Origin of the sequence: Pseudomonas putida (assembly GCF_002741075.1) — a bacterium.
Lineage (GTDB): Bacteria > Pseudomonadota > Gammaproteobacteria > Pseudomonadales > Pseudomonadaceae > Aquipseudomonas > Aquipseudomonas putida_T.
The window spans coordinates 2718980-2733712 of sequence record NZ_CP016634.1 but is presented as its reverse complement, the minus strand read 5'-3'; the positions used below and the strand labels follow the sequence as shown (position 1 = coordinate 2733712).

The following is a 14733-nucleotide window of genomic DNA, read 5'->3' as shown; positions in this document are numbered from 1 at the left end:
ACACCTGGCAGGAAACCCAGGGCGCCTGAGGGCGCGGCGCACCTTCCTTGAGTCAGCGGTGCCTTGGCCCCACAGCGTAATCCAGGCGCCGTTCTTTGGGCATGCCGTTGCCGGCGTGCCTTTTTTGCCTGCACCTGCTGAAGCGCGGGTAGCACGAACAGCAGTTGAATCGATCATCCAGGTCAGCAGGTCAATGAGCCCTTGATCATTGAGCTTGAGGTGTAAGCGCTTGAGCATCTGATCAAATGTTCCCCGGTTTCGCCAAACGCGGAATCGGTGATAAACCGTCCGCCAAGGCCCAAAACATTCGGGCATGTCCCGCCAAGTTCGTGGCTCGGGAGTTGGGCTTCTCCGAATTTCAGACAGAACCTAGCGAAGAAATACTACAATGGCGTGCAATGCGCCCTGGCACCCAGCTGCATCAATGCCGAGGCTCCAGGTCACCGGTTTACATCTTACCCTCGGATTCTTCAACGGCGGTTGTAGTACTTTTTGTTGTTTGATTTTCTACCGTGCTTACGCCGTTGCAGCGTGCTTCATGCGTCCCTACTCTCGATCAGCTGTTGGTGCTGAATCAGTAAGGGAAATACGTATGAGGTACATGAGTGTCTGAAGCCCGGTCGTTCATCAATCTTGAAGCCAAGAACTACGAGTCACTTAAATCAGCGTTGGTGCTTTCGCGAAATCAACTCGCGAAATTCGATGTTTTAAATGCGCATCTTGCCAGCGGTGTGGTGGTAAAAGGTGAGCTGGTTATTATCGGTGATTCTTCTACGTCTAATTGCACCAGTCATGAGGCCTTTTTGATGGCCGAGGCTGCAAACATCCACGCGGATCTGGCCCGCAATGGCCCAGATGACTTCCTTATCCAAAACTTTGACTTCATTCAAAGCTTGCTGGCTCATGCCTCGATGGGCGTAGGTATGGCCAGTGATGCCTGGAGCAGGAATCTGGAGAGCATCAAGAAAACACTTCAGGAAATAGAAAAGCTTTATCAGGACTTTCTGAGGGATGGACGTAGCAACCGGCGTGATAGGTTTTATGTAAGGCGCGCGGATTTGTTCGCGAGGTTGAGGCAGCAACTGCGCTTCTTCGCCTCCTTTGGCTCGGGGCTGCGGGGGGACGGATCGATAAAAAGTCGGTTGGGTATCTCAACGAAGAGCTTTTTGCATACCGGTGAAATACCAGGGTATGCCGAAAAGGTCGCGGGTGTGGTGCGGGCGTCGAATCTGCTCAAGAAGGGGACCTACCTAGCCATGACAATCGAGGTGGGTTCTACAGCGGTGTCCATTCACCAAGCCTGCACTGTGGGTCGTGAGGAAGAGTGTCGTAAAGCGAAGTATGTAGAAGGCGGATCGTTGGTCGGTGGTCTAGGTGGTGGCGTAGTGGGTGGATATTCCAGCTCATTTGTTGCGCCATTCATATGCGCAGCGCTCGGGCTTTCTTCGGCGGGGACGGGGCTATTGGTTTGTACCGTTTTAGGTGGGGCGGCAGGGGGAGCCTTAGGCGGGGGGCTGGGGAGTCACTATGGTGAAGAAATAGGGTTAAAGTTTTATGAAGAGAGTGCGTGGTGATGTTTAGTGCTGGGCTGATGGTCGGATTAATTATATTGGGTTCTCTGTGTTTTGTGGGTTTGGTCTTGGTATATGTGTCGTGGCGCTATGTGGATTATCTAGAATCTTTAATGCCTAGGAGTGAGTGGGTGTTGGCGAATAAAAGAAATTTTGCCGATGCGGGGCTTCCAGGAAAAGTTATCCGTTTCGGCGCAGTTTCAATGACGTTGGCTTTTTCAAAATTCAGTGTCCGCAAGGGGATGGCCAATGCGGACGATATAAAGCGCTTTCCCAGGCATGTAAGGACAATGTTAGTGTGCTTTCTCTTCTTTACGTACTTCGTGCTTGGGGCGCTTCTTGTCGCTAACTATCTCGTCCGGCTGGCTGAGGGGGCGTGATTTTCTGGAGGCGATTGCAGTGAAGGGCACGCTGGGAGGATGCGGGGTGGCAGCAGACAGGCTGGTGAGTAAAGGAATTGGAAGAATCTGTTTAGGATTTCAAGCAGGCCTGTGAGGTGATGCTTTTGTGTTATGGGGATAAAGTGATCGCACCCAGTGAAGCTTTGGTGGAAGATGCAGGGCTTAGGTAAGGGTAGCGGAGTGGCTCTAGATCAAGGGTTGGAGCGGGTAGAGGGATTCGGCCCCACGACTAAAAGTCGCGTAAGTCCCTGCATTTGCTGGTGAAAGGTGCAGGTTGCGAGCAGGATTGTATGACATTTTTGTAGGACTGGGCGGATATGAAATGCACTGTCTTGTCGGAGTCGGCGTTTTTCAAGGTAGTTGTCGCGTCAACCATCCAGCTATGCAGCTTGCTTCTCGTGCTGTTGATCCCGATCAGGGTTCAACAGCACCGTCCCAATTGGCTCCCAGTTACGGGTGCGTCCTGACCATCGCTCTGGATTCCTGCATCGAGCCTGCTCATACAGCTCATGGCGCAGGGCAAGGATTTGCCTATCCTGACCACGATGACGCTCTGCCGGTGTGACGAAGCGGATCCGGCTGTGCCGGTGTTCGTGGTTGTACCAACGGATAAAATCACGCACCCAACATCTTGCAGCATCCAGGGTCTCGAAACCCTTGGCCGGCCATTGCGGACAGTACTTCAGCGTTCTAAAAAGAGCCTCCGAATACGGATTGTCATTGCTGACACGCGGCCTGCCCCTCGATGGCGTAATGCCTAACTCATACATCTTGCTCAGCAAAGTGGTCGACTTCATTGGCGCGCCGTTGTCCGAGTGCAGTACCAAGGGCTCTCTCAGGCATTGTTCGCTGATCACGCTCCTTTGCAGCAACACTGCGGCCTTGGCGCCGTCCTCATCCTCATGCACCTCCCAGCCGACGCTCTTGCGGCTGTAAATATCCTCGATCAGGTACAGGTAGTAGTACTTTCCACGCACCGAAGACGGCAGGTACGTGATATCCCACGACCACACACGATTCGGCGCATGAGCCGCATGCGTTGTTGGCTCGGCATTACGTCCAGGGCGCTGAGCGCGTCCTCGGTGCTGCCTCTGCCCGGCAGCTCGAAGCACACGATAGAACGTTGACTCCGAGCCTACGTAGATCTGCCTATCGGCCAGCCTCGGCACGATCTGGCTGGGTGGCAAGTGAGCATATTCGGCGCTGTTGCACAGGTTGAGAATTACTTTCCGTTCATGCTCGTCCAGCGCATTGGCCGGGGCTGCACGAGCGGTGGTAGTGCGAGCATCCGCCAGTATTTCCTGGGTTTCAGTCCAGCGCTGCAACGTTCTGAGCGTCAATCCAACTTCTTGGCACGCCACCGATTTTCGAGCGCCGGCATTGATCGCTTCTGTCAGCCACGCCACTAGCAGTTGCCGTTCCGGCAGAGCGGTCAATTGTCCTCGTCGTCTACTCCCCAGTAGTCGTTGAGCTTTTTTCGCAGCACCAGTAACGCGGCTGTTTCAGCCAGCGCCTTATCCTTGCGGCGCAGTTCGCGCTCAAGCTGCTTGATGCGTTTCTGATCTTGGCGGGCCTGCTCCCGATCGACCTTGGGCTGCGCTTTTTGAGAGGCCATCCCACTCAGGAAGGCTTGCCGCCAGGCAGCAATCTGCTCGGGATATAAGCCTTTGCGGCGGCAGTATTCACCCAGTTCAATCTCGGACAAGCTGGCACATTCGGCGACAGCCGCGAATTTCATTTCTGCCGACCAACTCTCGGTCGGGTGTTTGGGATCGGTCACCACCACACATCCTTCGGCACTGGCTCGTTTGCGCCAGGTATACAGCGACATTTCAGTAACGCCCTCGCGCCTGGCGACTTCGGCCATCGTCAGGTTGAGTGGAGGGCCCAGCATCTTGAGCAGTTCGGTTTTGCGCTCAGAGGAATAGTACGGCACAACGGCTCTCTTGCCGCCCCCGGGGTATGGTTTCAGGTAAGTCTGGTGAGGCGACAACTATCCTGACACCGGGGGGAGTGGCCAGTCCTATGCCCTCAGGCAGCTCCTCAGCCTGCGCAGTGCTGATCCTCAATGGCAAAGCGAATTTTCTGTAGCGGCATTTGGCTAGTATGGAATAATAAAAGGACCCTTTAGGTGGGTGCCAAAACAACCAGAACGGAAATCCGGTTATGACTTCCCCGAGCAAATCAGTGAGCGGCCTCACGGGCGTATTGAGTTCGTGTTCCTCCCGGCCTCTTGCAGTAAATAACGCGTTGAATCTCATTCCGGAGGCATCTCAATGCTGACTGAACAAGAAAAAAAACTGTCTCCGGCTGTAAATCTTGTGGTGCATGTCGTGGTGGGTGGGGTGCTTTTGTGGGGGATGGTCAGCCTGAAAAATGTTGTGGTGGAGTGGTATAACGGGTGGAGTAAGGAGAGCAGTCAGAAAGACGCTAGGAGGGAGGCCGTGTGCAGGTCTAGCGCCGTGTGCTGGGGGCAGCGCTACTTTGGCAATGCAGAAGTAGACTGTGCACAGGCTATTGAACGGATGGCGAAATACAGTGCGCGCTGGACTAACGAAGGGTTGCACATGAAGCTAAGTCAGTATCGGTGGCTGGACTCTGAGCGCGCCTATGTCTCCTATATCGGGGACAAAGTCGAATTTCAGAATGGGCTAGGCGCTTACCAAGCGATGACCTATACGTGCAACTACGACACGGTTAATAAAAGGGTGATCGACATCAAATTGGTGCCGGGCCGGCTTTGACCATGCCTCCACGCTAACCTGACGGCGAAGGTTTGGATCTTCGCCGTTGAAGGTGAGCATACTTTGCTCATCAAATTTGATGACCTCAAAAGCATTTCTAAATGGCACACGAAGCGCTCTGTAGTTGAGCTATTGCACGCTGGACTTGGGTTAGCCCCCACTTGCCGCCTTTGGGCGCGGGGCTACCGATCTTATTTAGCTCCTCAGCCATCGCTCGCTGAGACAGACCTTTCGCAGACATTTCGTCAAACAAAGCCCGTAGCCGCTCTACAAACGCTTGAGCAGCTTGCTGGCGCATTTCCAGATTAGGCTTCAGATTCGAGGCGCCTGCAGTCCCGAGTGCGACGCCACGAGCTTTTGCCACTGCAAGCGCTTCCTTTGTGCGCTGACTGATGCGCTTTGCTTCATGCTCTGCGAACGCGGCCATGATGTGGATAGTGAGTTCGTTAGCCTCGGGCATGTCGCAAGCGACAAACCTGACGCGGGACTCCATCAGCCCCGAGACGAAATGCACGTTCCTTGCGAGTCGGTCCAGTTTGGCAATGACCAGGGTCGCGCCATGCTTGCGGCAGTATTCAAGAGCGGCCTTCAAGGTGGGACGCTTTGAGAGCGCATCCGAACCCTTTCCGGTTTCCACTTCCTGATACTCAGCGATGAGCGTCCCACGTGTGCCTGCAACGAAGCTCTCGACGGCTGCACGCTGAGCATCAAGCCCCAAGCCTGAGCTTCCTTGCTTCTGCGTCGATACACGCAGGTAGCTGACAAAATCGTTCTTTTGCATCCGGCACCTACCTATGACCACATTGAAAAACGTTCGTTTAATGTGTGGTCATGATGGTTGAGGGCGGGGTTATCAGTCAAATAAAAATCATTGTTGACTGATTTGTGATTGGTTGGTAATTTTGGCTCACCCGAACTGTTGGATGAGGCGAGCATGAGTGAAGAACTAGTGAGCAACAACATCGCAGCACAAACGCTCCATGAGCTGGAACCGTCGAAAACGATTGAGCAATGGGCAAATTGGTTGCAGAACAATCGGAACCAGTCCCGCACTGTTTCTTATCGTATTCCGTTCGAACGCATGGCCGGTGGTGTGTTTTATCGTCATGATGATTTGACCGCTTTCATCGAATGGGAAAAGTCTCGTCAGCTCGGAACTCTGAAGCTCACGGGCCGGGCAGCGGAAGCGATGCGGGCTTTTGGGATAGGTGAAAAGGGCGGGAGCACCACCGGTCGTAAGTTGAAGATCGACGGAATCAATCTTCAAGTCGAAAACGGCGTGCCATACATCCAGCTTGTCGCGACAGACCCGCTGATGGTCTACCGCCTTGAGGTCGATGAAGCAGAAGCGATCATTCAGGAAATGGCAGAGGTCGTCAGCGCCTGTAAGAGGATCGGTCAATGAAAGTAAAAACGGTTCCAGCCAGCGAGGCGGCCTACATCCTGCGCAGCAAGCTCGGCGCGGTTCGTGCTTGGGACGATACGCTGGCCGACATGAGGCGCGGCAAGAGCACTTACTACGGATTGGTTTTAACCCCCTACCTGTGCAGCCATGACGGCAAGGGGACGCGTCCTTACTACAGCCTTGTGGAAATTGCTGAGTTCATCAGCGCGGCCCTCGCGCTCAAGCCATCATCCACTGCGACGATTTCGCTCCAAGTTCGTGAGTTTGAGGTCGACCCGACTGACAAGCGTTCTTGGAAAGTTCGTGTGCTTCCGTGAGCGGGTCAGACGTGGTCAGCCGTAAATCCTTCAAGGTCACGGCCTGCATTGACTGGCTGGACGTCACAATCAAGACGTCCAGACCAACGCAGCACCACCACCTTCAAGAAACACTTAGAACCACCGGCATCGCTGGCACCAAGCTCTGGGTCGAGACGCTTGATAAACAAGCTGGAGGTGTCGGCACGGTGTTCAGAATTCGATTTCACGATGTGGACGACTATGCAGGGTTATCCAATGCGCTGGACGAGCTGTGCATTCGCTACCCGTTCGTAGCACCTCCCAAAATCGCCGGGATTGAGGTCGCCTGCGATTTTCGGCACAAGACTGGCTCTATATCGGAGACGCAAGCAATGACTCTCCGCCTGCAATCAAGCATCTTCGCCGATGGAGAGAAGCACCGACAGTATGACCCCGACACTGCGCAGAATCGCTTTCTGGACCACCCTGGAGCTCGACTCGATCCGAATCTGAATTTTCGCATTGGCAACAAGGAAGACGCCATTTCGTGGCAGATCTACTTCAAGAGGGTCAACAAGAAGCAACCATTACCTGAAGATCAATGGCGCGCCCGGGTTGAAGTAACTCTTCAAAGGTCAGCACCACAAGAGAATGGGCTCAACCTGCTTTCTGACCTCCAAGCCTTCCGGTTCGACAAGCTCGCCGGGCTGTTTCGATTCCGTCGTCCTGTAGCGCCGGAACAGATGGCTAGAAATGACCGCTTTAGGCTGGAGGCGATCAAAATCAATCGCGAGCTCCAAGACGCCACTCCTGAACGGGGCATACACAGCTTCGATGCAGTCGGTCGGCGCGACAAGTTTCGCAAGACACGCGCAGAGAGCTCCCACCTCGAAGCCGACGACGAGCTGCGAAATGCAGTGAAAGGCGCACTTCGCAGACTGACCATATAGAAGGCTTGCGGAAAAAAAGGTGACAAATCTCACCTCTCAAACCCTGTGGAGGCAGTGCGGGCACGGGGTTTTGTCCACTTCGACCTAATAACTGTAGAGACTTGGTGGCTCTTCATGCCACTCGCATGTCCCACACCGGGACACTGCCCCCCCCTCAAAAACCAATATCTTAGGATTGGTGTAAGGTCACGAAGGGCTAGCGTGTTTCGAAATCGGCCAGCGCACGCCGAACCTTATACTTCGGGGGATGCCCCCGAATGCTGGGTATCACGCCAGTTCTAGGCCCAGCTTGAGAAACCTAATGCCTATGCGCTGCAACCGGATTCCCCGAGTGGGCCGGCAAGGCCTCTGTGGTCGCTCAGGACTAGCGATTTCGTTTGACCTCGCCCTAATCATGGCCACGCGCTGAAAACGTCTTAGATCGCACCATGCGCGCCGTTAGCGTTTGCGGCTTTATAGCATGGGTAATCTCACCAACCTTCCTCTTGAAAAATCGAGGTCCGATCCTGATGGCCCACGACCGAATGGGCATATACCACTGGCAGAAGCGCCATTGATTTGTCTCGATGAACCATGTTGATGGTTTCGAGTAGTCAGGCTAATACTCAAGTATCTGCCTGGGGAGGCACGAATCATGCAAACAAGATTTGTTATCGTTCCCGCTGTGCCCATCGAAAAAGACGCTTTCAAATCGGGATCTCGTTTCTATGCCGCTACCATGTCAGGTGGCTTCGACATCTACGACAATCAAGAAAAGCTGCGGCTGAAGCCAAGCTACCCCACCAAGGCGCTCGCAGAAGCAGCACGAGCGAAGCTGAACAGCGAGTGCCGTAATCCAGACGAACTTTTCCCCATCTTGAGGGCGGACTGCTCCGCTACTCAATAATGGTTTGACGGGAGCGGGGAAGGCTGTTGCTGGCGCGGCTCCCCCGGCCAACTTGGGCACGCCGGCAAACCCAGCCGGCGTCAGGTTAGTCATTGGGGAAGCACTCTCAGCGTTGACTCAACGCTGAAAGCGGCCCCGCTGGCTAGTGCCCCTCAGCGGCTTAGAGTGGCTCCCGAGAGCTACCTAAAGCTTGAGCAAACCTCTGATGGGCCAGCATGCATTTTATTGTGTTGGCTTTGCTTTTCGCCTCAAAGCGTCTCTAACAGCGTCCAGTCCATCGGCAATAGAGAAAGGAGCAATCGCCGGTAGATTGAAGTCCAGTTGCTTGACGTAGCCCAGCAGCCGATCAGCTTCGGCATCTTTCCGATACCGGGTAAGTGTGATCGTGTCGCCGCGACTATGCCCGGCCAACTGCGACTGAATGTCAGCAGGGACATTCAGCTCGCCGAGAGCAGTAATGAACGTGTGTCGGAATGAATGGAAGGTGCGCGTTCCATCTCTCAGTATTCCCAACTGATTGCCCAGAAAGCGCGCATTAAACCAACTTCCCGCCGGCTTACCGTAACCTTTGACCTTGTCATGCTTAAGTTCAGGGAACAATCGCAAATGCCCGGCGGCAGTGAGAGCTTTGACATAGTCGTGCAAGCCCAGTTCGATGAGGTGCGGATGAACTGCGACGATCCGCTTAGCATTTACAGTCTTGAGCGATTTGTCAGATCCATCCGCGTCGACCTTATCTGCCCCATCAAGGTTGAAGTCTAGATAGAGCACTCCTGTCTCAGTCATTTTAACGTCGTTGGTGTAAAGCTGGGATAGTTCGTTGAGCCGTGCGCCGGTATAGAGCCCTAATAGGGGAAGCCAGTAAAAGTGAGGGCGGAACCTGTTAAACCGACCGTGTTTGTTTCTTTCGCCGGTGCCCGTTGCAAACCACTGAACGGTAAAAATCTTGTTGAGATCGCTGTTCTCAAATTTCGAACGGTCGTCCTGATCTCTGGTCGTCTTTTTTGGCTTTTCGATAGCTCGTTCAGCGGGATTCCCTGTGAGAATCTGGTTGCGCTTGGCCCACGCGAACATGCTTGAAAGGTTATCCATATAGCGCTCGACACTTGTTGAGGATAAACGATCCTCTCCGTGTTCCTCGGCCAAGGCCAAAAGACGGTGCGCGTCGTTTGTCTTATGTCGTAGAGAGGCGTTGCGTCGATCAGAAGGCATCTTGCGAAGTTTTGCTTCGTAGTCCCATATCATCTGTCGGTTTAGGGCGCCTAACGGTGGGTCGTTCATCAATTCGACGAACGTCCCACACTGCGTTGCCATTTTTTTCTGCTGATCTAGCTTCCAACTGGATTGCTTCCTCTCGAAGAACGTTGCCATCAGCGATGAGACACGCTCATCGGCCCGTTCGGGCCTGCAATTTTCGCAGGGAAGAGTTGTTGATGGCGCGAGAACGGAAGGGTCAGCAGTGGACGGTGCAGCAGTAGCAAGCGCGGGGCTCTCAAGTAAGGGAGCACTTGAGCTCGGTTGGCTGATAAATCGGTCAGCGTGAATTTTAAGGAGCAATACTGACCGCGCAGTAAGTCGAATACCTGGTAGATCGAAAAATGCAGCTCCGTGACGACGCGTAAAGGTCCTAAACACTACCTCTTCCGAGTAACCATCCTCGATGATTTTGAGAATCGTATAGCGGGTATTGAACGGCTTCAAAAAGCAGCTAAAGACGTGGTGGGATCCGACTTCGAACGCGCTGTTGAGAACAAAACCGCCGGTATCGGCCTCCCGGTCAACCTCGTGAAAGTCATCCACCTGATAGCCGGGCTGCGAGTTGATTTCGGCCATGATCGGTATTCGATGGTTCAGGAGCTCCCGGAGGATGACGTTGGACGGCAGCCCGCAAGCTTCGCTGAGCTCACTGACGCTGATTACACCTTTCGACGACGAGTCCGTTTTTCCACGTTCAACCATTTCTAGCTCGCTTAGGCAGTGGTTCCAAAGACCCAATAGTCGACATGCAACACGCCTCGCTTGGACTGGGTTGCTGCTGGCGGTCGACGAGTGAATCTCTCTCTGCCCTATCAGCAGGCGAAAGCGGGGCGGGACGGTCAGACGAAGGACATAGATTCCGCTCGGACGGCGGTAGAGATTATTGCGCTGTGCCAAGGTATGAGCCCTTTGTAGAAGGACTCACGCGACTGCGGGCTCTGATCTCATCGAACTTTCGAAAAATCAACGAGTTAGAGCAGAGGTGGAGCGGGTAGAGGGAATCGAACCCTCCTCAATAGCTTGGGAAGCTATAGTTTTACCAATAAACTATACCCGCTTCAGAGGCCGACATTTTTACCAGAACACACCCGTCATGAGAAGCCCGACGGTGCAAAAAGACCTGTAGGCGACGTGTAGCCCGGGCGACTACAAGGGCTAACGTCGCCAAACCACTCAGATAGCCAGTGCATGCTGCCCCTGCACGTAGTGACTGCGTTGACGGGGTTGGCGCAGGGTTGGATTGAGGAAGCCAAGCATGGCTGCGCGGGTGTCCTCGCACGCGCTCTTGTGCTCGATGTCCAGGAAGTGACCGGCATCGCGGATCACGCTGAAATGGCTCTGGCCCACGTGCTGGCTGAAATGCCGCGCATCCTCGACAGTGGTGTACTCGTCACGGTCGCCATTGATGAACAGCACCGGGATGTCGATGTTGCGCGCCGATGTCAGGGCTCGCTCCAGATCGTGATCCAGCACCTGGTTGATGTGGAAGTGCATCTGTGCGTACTCATGGCTGTCCAGGCTGCTCACGTGGCGATAGTTGAAGCGCTTGAACAGCGACGGCAGGTACTTGCCGATGGTGTCATTGACCAGATTGCCCACCTGGTAGCGGTCGCAGGCGGCCAGGTACTGGCAACCGCGCGCCAGGTAGTCGCGCATCGGCTCGTTGATGATCGGCGAGAAGGAACTGACCACGGCCTTCTTCACCCGGCTCGGCTGGTGCGCCAGCGCCAGCAGGGCACAGGCACCGCCCCAGGAGAACGACATCACGTGATCGACCTGGAAGTGCTCGATCAGCTCAAGGAGGATGTGCGCCTCGGTCTCCTTGGTGATCAGCCGTTCCTGGTGGTTGTGCGCTTTGGACTTGCCCGCATAGGGCTGGTCGTACAGCACGACGTTGAAATGCGGGTGCAGGTTGCGCACCGTCTGGGCGAAAGAGGCCGTGGTGGCCAGCGATCCGTTGATCAGGATGATCGTCTTCTCGGCTGCTTCCGCGCGATAGAACTCCGTGTAAACCCGATACTGACCTTGGATATCAAGCACAGCGATTTCTGGCCTCATGTCATCGACTCCTGGCGCAAAAAGGGTATTCGCGTGACCTAGGGTGCACGTTGTTTATGACAGGTAGGCATACGCCTCGAAGAGAAACCGGGAGCCCTTTTGTCGATCCATGGCACGGTCGTCGACGGTATTTGTTCTAGGTGGGCGGTTTGCCGTGCCCCGGGGCATCGAGACCCTAGGTGACCGGCAAAAGGCGTCTTGGACTACGATCGTGACTGACAAGTCACATGCAGACCGACGAGTTTGATTCAAGCAGCAGGGTGGTGATCTCGCAAGTGCCGTTTGGGGGATGTCACGAGAAAATCGATGCAGTGAACCTGTCTATACCGCTCTATGCAGGGCCGCAGATTTCAGACCGAGGCGACTTCTTCCGGCGTCAGCTCACGAAACTCACCCGGTGCCAATGCAGGATCCAGGCCGATGCTGCCCATCCGCTCCCGGTGCAGTTCCACCACTTTGTTGTCGAAGTACCCGAACATGCGCTTGACCTGGTGATAACGGCCTTCGACGATCGCCAGTCGCGCCTGGCGTGGGCCCAGGATGTCCAGCTGGGCGGGCAGGGTGGTGAGGTCTTCGAAGGCGAAGTAGAAGCCCTCACGGAACTTGGTCACATAGTGTTCGCCGATCTCGTCTTCGGTCTGGACGTGGTAGACCTTCGGCAGCTTGGTCTTGGGCTGGGTCAGGCGACGCGACCATTGACCGTCGTTGGTCAGGATCATCAGCCCGGTGGTGTTGTAGTCCAGGCGACCGGCGATGTGCAGGTCCTCGCGCAGGTCGGCCGGCAGCAGGTCGAGCACGGTGGGGTGTTGCGGATCCTGGGTCGCGCTGACGCAGCCGCTGGGCTTGTGCAACATCAGATAGCGCGCCGGGCGACCAGCCTGGAGCACCTGTTCGTCCGCTTCCACCCGGCTGAATTCGCGCACCTGCTGGCGAGGGTCGGTGGCCACCAGGCCATCCACGCGCACGCGCCGTTGCACCAGCAGCAGGCGGACCTGCTGGCGGTTGTAGCAAGGCAGGTTGGCGAGAAAACGATCAAGACGCATGGCAGTGGACTGTCCGAAAAGAGGCGCAGTCTAGCGGCTTGGCATGGGACGCGCTGCCTTGAGCTGATCATCGACTTGAGCGCAGCGTGGGCACAGGCAGGCCTGGTCGCGCAGTTCGTCGGGCAGCGCCTGCAGTACGGCCGGGTCGATGGCCACCGCGAAGCACCAACAGGGCTGCGTGGCGGTGCGTGGATCAGCCAGGCTGCACTGGTTGAGGGCGCCACAGGCGGGGCAGCGCTGTTTATCGTTCATGGTTCGATTCCGGCGTATACGTGACGGCATTCTACCGGTAATGGCTACAGGGTGTTTCCAGTGGTCGGCAACCTGTTTCAATTTACTGCGAAAATGGCACTAGCCCTCGGCGCAACGGTCTTATTGGGTGTCGATGGATGCATCTCTTCATCGACGCTCGCCAGCGCCGCTGTGTCGGGCACTCCCGCGGTCCAGGAGGCCGCCATGTACCCACGAATTCTGCTGATCGCCCTGTTGGCCTTGCTCACCAGTGCCTGTGTCCCCTACTACGAGGACGGCGGTTACTACCGCTCGGGCTACTATCGTTCGGACTACTACACCAGCGACCGTTATTACTACCCAGGCTATTACCGCCAGGACCGCTACTACATCGCGCCGCAGCCACGCTATTACCAACCTGCGCCTCGTTACTACCGTCCGGCTCCTACACCCCATTACCGGCCTTACCCGGGGCATCAGGTGAACCAATGGCACGGCAATCCCCGCAACGATTACGGTAATCGCCAGCGTTATGACTATGGGCGGGATCGGGACCGTCATGACTACCGCAATGACAATCGCCGCCCTCAGAATGACCGTTGGCACTCCAATGGCCGTGGGGACAACAACCGGCGACCCGATAATGGACATGGGGACAATGGCCGTAACTGGCGGCGTTGATCATTGATCCAAAGCCCGATCGCGTGACCAAGCCCGCGTACAGCAGGTCCATGCACTGCCTGCAGGCGCGGGCCTTACCCCAGGTCAGCCAGGGGGTGACGCCCTTCCCACACCTTGGCGAAATGCGCCTCGACCACTGCGGCCGGCACTTGGGTGATGTCCGGCCAGTGCCAGTGCGGCTGGTTGTCCTTGTCCAGCAGGCGGGCGCGCACGCCTTCGCTGAACTCCGGGTGGCGGCAGCAGTTCAGGCTCATGGTGTATTCCATCTGGAACACCTGGGCCAGTGACAGGTGCCTGGCCCGGCGGATCTGCTCCCACACCAGATGCGCGGTCAGCGGGCAGCCCTCGTGCAGGCGGCGGCCAGCCTCGGCCAGCAACGGGTCGGGGTGTCGGCTCAAATCGGCTAACGCTCGCCAGGCAGCGGCAGGGTCTGCCACATCGAGTAGCTCATCGATCAGCGCCCGGCGTGGCAACCACTGGGCTTCGGGCAGGTCGGCGCAGGCCCGATGCTGTTCGGCCTTGAGCAGGCTGTTCAGTTGCAGGGCGGTCTGTTCCTGCCAGTTCAATTGCAGTAACTCTTCGATCAAGGCTTCTTGCTGATGCTCGCCAAGCAGGCGGTCGGCCAGGCCAAGATCCAGGGCGTCACAGGCGTTGATCGGTGCGCCGGTCAGCCCAAGGAACAGTCCGAGCTTTCCGGGCAAGCGGGCGAGGAACCAGCTGGCGCCGACGTCCGGATACAGGCCAATGCTGATTTCCGGCATGGCCAGCCGGCTGCTGGGGGTGACGATGCGGATGCCCGCACCCTGCAGCAGGCCCATGCCTCCGCCGAGCACGTGGCCATGCCCCCAGCACAGCAGGGGCTTGGGATAGGTATGCAGGCGATAGTCGAGCCGGTACTCGGCGGCGAAGAACGTGGTCGCCAGGGGCGGCACGCTGCCGGGATGGTCGCGACAGGCCTGAACCAGCGCCCGAACATCGCCCCCGGCACAAAAAGCCTTGGGGCCGTTTCCGCGCAGCAGCACGCAGACGATAGCCGGGTCGTTGGCCCAGGCGTGCAGACGCTCGTCGAGCACCTCGATCATTGGCAGGTTCAGGGCATTGAGCGTCTTGGGCGCATCGAGAGTGGCGATGCCGATGCGCGCGCCATCGGCGCCTGTGAGTACCTCGCATTGAATGGACATGGGCGACCTCATGTAGTCATCGCACAAGTATGGACCCCTCAGGCGAT

General features: G+C 56.3%; 15 protein-coding genes, 1 tRNA gene and 1 pseudogene. 8 read left to right on the top strand and 9 right to left on the bottom strand.

What is annotated here, in order from left to right; translation table 11 throughout:
- Positions 1 to 111 precede the first annotated feature (111 nt).
- Positions 112 to 324 (bottom strand): annotated as a pseudogene (locus tag IEC33019_RS12715) (transposase); the annotation flags it as partial.
- A 281-nt stretch (positions 325 to 605) separates the two neighbouring features.
- Between IEC33019_RS12715 and IEC33019_RS12710 the strand changes: the two are divergent.
- Positions 606 to 1574 carry a hypothetical protein gene (locus tag IEC33019_RS12710; protein ID WP_070093807.1) on the top strand — a complete coding sequence of 323 codons (969 nt, stop codon included), beginning with the start codon at positions 606 to 608 and terminating at the stop codon, positions 1572 to 1574.
- Between the two features lie 128 nt (positions 1575 to 1702).
- Positions 1703 to 1951 (top strand): hypothetical protein, encoded by a 249-nt coding sequence (locus tag IEC33019_RS12705; RefSeq protein WP_139139897.1) that lies wholly within the window; start codon positions 1703 to 1705, stop codon positions 1949 to 1951.
- A 401-nt stretch (positions 1952 to 2352) separates the two neighbouring features.
- Here IEC33019_RS12705 and IEC33019_RS12700 read toward each other — a convergent pair.
- Positions 2353 to 3908 (bottom strand): IS3 family transposase gene (locus tag IEC33019_RS12700; RefSeq protein WP_099593264.1). Its coding sequence is split into 2 segments (ribosomal slippage): positions 2353 to 3443 and positions 3443 to 3908, totalling 1557 coding nucleotides; the frame shifts between segments, so codons are not numbered across the junction.
- A gap of 340 nt (positions 3909 to 4248) precedes the next feature.
- Here IEC33019_RS12700 and IEC33019_RS12695 point away from each other — a divergent pair.
- A complete protein-coding gene (locus IEC33019_RS12695) occupies positions 4249 to 4716 on the top strand; it encodes a hypothetical protein (RefSeq protein WP_099593602.1) in 468 nt (155 codons plus the stop codon).
- A gap of 97 nt (positions 4717 to 4813) precedes the next feature.
- On the opposite strand, the gene IEC33019_RS12690 is transcribed toward IEC33019_RS12695, so the two are convergent.
- On the bottom strand, positions 4814 to 5497 hold the full coding sequence (locus IEC33019_RS12690; protein ID WP_099593600.1) for a recombinase family protein: 684 nt from the start codon (positions 5495 to 5497) through the stop codon (positions 4814 to 4816).
- 153 nt (positions 5498 to 5650) lie between these two features.
- Between IEC33019_RS12690 and IEC33019_RS12685 the strand changes: the two genes are divergently transcribed.
- The 4 genes from IEC33019_RS12685 to IEC33019_RS12670 all read left to right on the top strand — a co-directional run bounded on the left by IEC33019_RS12685 (position 5651) and on the right by IEC33019_RS12670 (position 8235).
- Positions 5651 to 6121, top strand: a complete 471-nt coding sequence (locus IEC33019_RS12685) for a hypothetical protein (RefSeq protein ID WP_216641846.1) — start codon at positions 5651 to 5653, stop codon at positions 6119 to 6121.
- On the top strand, positions 6118 to 6438 hold the full coding sequence (locus tag IEC33019_RS12680; protein ID WP_099593597.1) for a hypothetical protein: 321 nt from the start codon (positions 6118 to 6120) through the stop codon (positions 6436 to 6438). Before IEC33019_RS12685 ends, IEC33019_RS12680 begins: the two co-directional genes overlap by 4 nt.
- 11 nt (positions 6439 to 6449) lie before the next feature.
- Positions 6450 to 7349 (top strand): hypothetical protein, encoded by a 900-nt coding sequence (locus IEC33019_RS12675; protein WP_099594176.1) that lies wholly within the window; start codon positions 6450 to 6452, stop codon positions 7347 to 7349.
- 634 nt (positions 7350 to 7983) lie between these two features.
- On the top strand, positions 7984 to 8235 hold the full coding sequence (locus IEC33019_RS12670) for a hypothetical protein (protein ID WP_099593595.1): 252 nt from the start codon (positions 7984 to 7986) through the stop codon (positions 8233 to 8235).
- Positions 8236 to 8457: 222 nt separating this feature from the next.
- Here IEC33019_RS12670 and IEC33019_RS12665 read toward each other — a convergent pair whose 3' ends face one another.
- The 5 genes from IEC33019_RS12665 to IEC33019_RS12645 all read right to left on the bottom strand — a co-directional run bounded on the left by IEC33019_RS12665 (position 8458) and on the right by IEC33019_RS12645 (position 12845).
- Entirely contained in the window at positions 8458 to 10194 is a 1737-nt protein-coding gene (locus tag IEC33019_RS12665; RefSeq protein WP_099593593.1) for a site-specific integrase, read from the bottom strand.
- Between the two features lie 281 nt (positions 10195 to 10475).
- Positions 10476 to 10549, bottom strand: a tRNA-Gly gene (locus tag IEC33019_RS12660).
- A gap of 116 nt (positions 10550 to 10665) precedes the next feature.
- Positions 10666 to 11550, bottom strand: a complete 885-nt coding sequence (locus IEC33019_RS12655; protein ID WP_070094555.1) for an alpha/beta fold hydrolase — start codon at positions 11548 to 11550, stop codon at positions 10666 to 10668.
- 350 nt (positions 11551 to 11900) lie between these two features.
- Entirely contained in the window at positions 11901 to 12593 is a 693-nt protein-coding gene (locus tag IEC33019_RS12650) for a pseudouridine synthase (RefSeq protein WP_070094556.1), read from the bottom strand.
- 30 nt (positions 12594 to 12623) lie between these two features.
- Entirely contained in the window at positions 12624 to 12845 is a 222-nt protein-coding gene (locus IEC33019_RS12645; protein ID WP_070094557.1) for a cysteine-rich CWC family protein, read from the bottom strand.
- Between the two features lie 204 nt (positions 12846 to 13049).
- On the opposite strand from IEC33019_RS12645, the gene IEC33019_RS12640 reads away from it, so the two are divergent.
- A complete protein-coding gene (locus IEC33019_RS12640) occupies positions 13050 to 13505 on the top strand; it encodes a hypothetical protein (RefSeq protein WP_070094558.1) in 456 nt (151 codons plus the stop codon).
- A 74-nt stretch (positions 13506 to 13579) separates the two neighbouring features.
- On the opposite strand, the gene IEC33019_RS12635 is transcribed toward IEC33019_RS12640, so the two are convergent.
- The gene (locus tag IEC33019_RS12635) at positions 13580 to 14686 is read right to left on the bottom strand and encodes an enoyl-CoA hydratase/isomerase family protein (RefSeq protein WP_070094559.1); all 1107 of its coding nucleotides are present in this window, start codon (positions 14684 to 14686) and stop codon (positions 13580 to 13582) included.
- Positions 14687 to 14733: the final 47 nt, after the last annotated feature.